Raw genomic sequence first — 1,419 nt, forward strand, 5'->3', positions numbered from 1 at the left:
CAATAGAACATCTGATCTTCGGAGATCTTGGACGTCGTCGCCTCGTGCTCGAAAACCGCGCTCGCGTTCTTCGACTCGATATAGGGCACCGTGTGGGCCCCGCATTGATTGCCGATCAACAGCGAGTCGCAGTTCGTGAAGTTACGCGCGCCAGTCGCCTTGCGGTGAGCCGATACGAGACCACGATACGTGTTCTCCGACTTGCCGGCGGCGATACCCTTCGAGATGATCCGGCTCGTCGTGTTCTTGCCGAGATGAATCATCTTCGTACCGGAATCGACCTGCTGCATGCCGTTCGACACCGCGATCGAGTAGAACTCGCCGCGGGAATTGTCGCCGCGCAGAATGCAGGACGGATACTTCCAGGTGATAGCCGATCCCGTCTCGACCTGAGTCCAGGTGATGACGGCGTTCTTGCCGCGGCAATCGCCCCGTTTGGTGACGAAATTGTAGATACCGCCACGGCCCTCGGCGTCGCCCGGGTACCAGTTCTGAACGGTCGAGTACTTTATCTCGGCATCGTCGAGCGCAATGAGTTCGACGACCGCCGCGTGAAGCTGGTTCTCGTCGCGCTTGGGAGCCGTGCAGCCCTCGAGATAGGAGACGTACGAGCCCTTGTCGGCGATGATGAGCGTGCGCTCGAACTGACCGGTGTTCTTCTCGTTGATGCGGAAATAGGTCGACAATTCCATCGGGCAGCGAACGCCCGGCGGGATATACACGAACGAGCCGTCCGTAAAGACAGCCGAATTCAACGTCGCAAAGAAGTTGTCCGTAACCGGAACGACTGTTCCCAGATATTGGCGAACGAGATCCGGATACTCGCGGATGGCCTCTGAGATCGGCATGAAGATCACGCCGGCCTTCTTGAGCTCTTCCTTGAAGGTCGTCGCAACGGACACGCTGTCGAACACCGCATCCACCGCGACGCGGTTCTTGGGTTCGACGCCCGCCAGGATTTCCTGCTCGCGCAGGGGAATACCGAGTTTCTCATAAGTCTTGAGAATCTCGGGATCGACCTCGTCGAGCGATTGCGGCGCCGCGTTCATCTTCGGCGCGGCATAGTAATAAATGTCGTTGTAATCGATCTTGTCGTACGACACCCGCGCCCAATTGGGTTCCGTCAGGGTGAGCCAGCGCTTGTAGGCGTCGAGACGCCATTGGAGCATCCATTCCGGCTCGCCCTTCTTGGCCGAGATGAATCGGATCACGTCCTCGGAAAGGCCCTTGGGAGACTTTTCCATCTCGACGACGGTTTCGAAGCCGTACTTATACTGATCGACGTCGATCGACCGGACTTGGTCGATCGTCTCCTGCACAGCAGGCATCTGTCTCTCCCACCGCTCACGGTTTCAAGGACCGCGGGTTGATGACAATGAAAAACGAGCGAGGACCTGGAATTAGGCCGCGTTCGCCTAC

General features: G+C 58.1%; 1 protein-coding gene. It reads right to left on the bottom strand.

Translation table 11 applies throughout. From position 1 onward, the window contains the following. A partial coding sequence (sufB, locus tag AC1DT3_RS21035) for a Fe-S cluster assembly protein SufB (protein ID WP_477467136.1) occupies nt 1-1,328 on the bottom strand: 1,328 nt, incomplete at its 3' end. Nucleotides 1,329-1,419: the final 91 nt, after the last annotated feature.

The sequence above is a fragment of the Microvirga sp. P4_G7 genome, assembly GCF_056401005.1.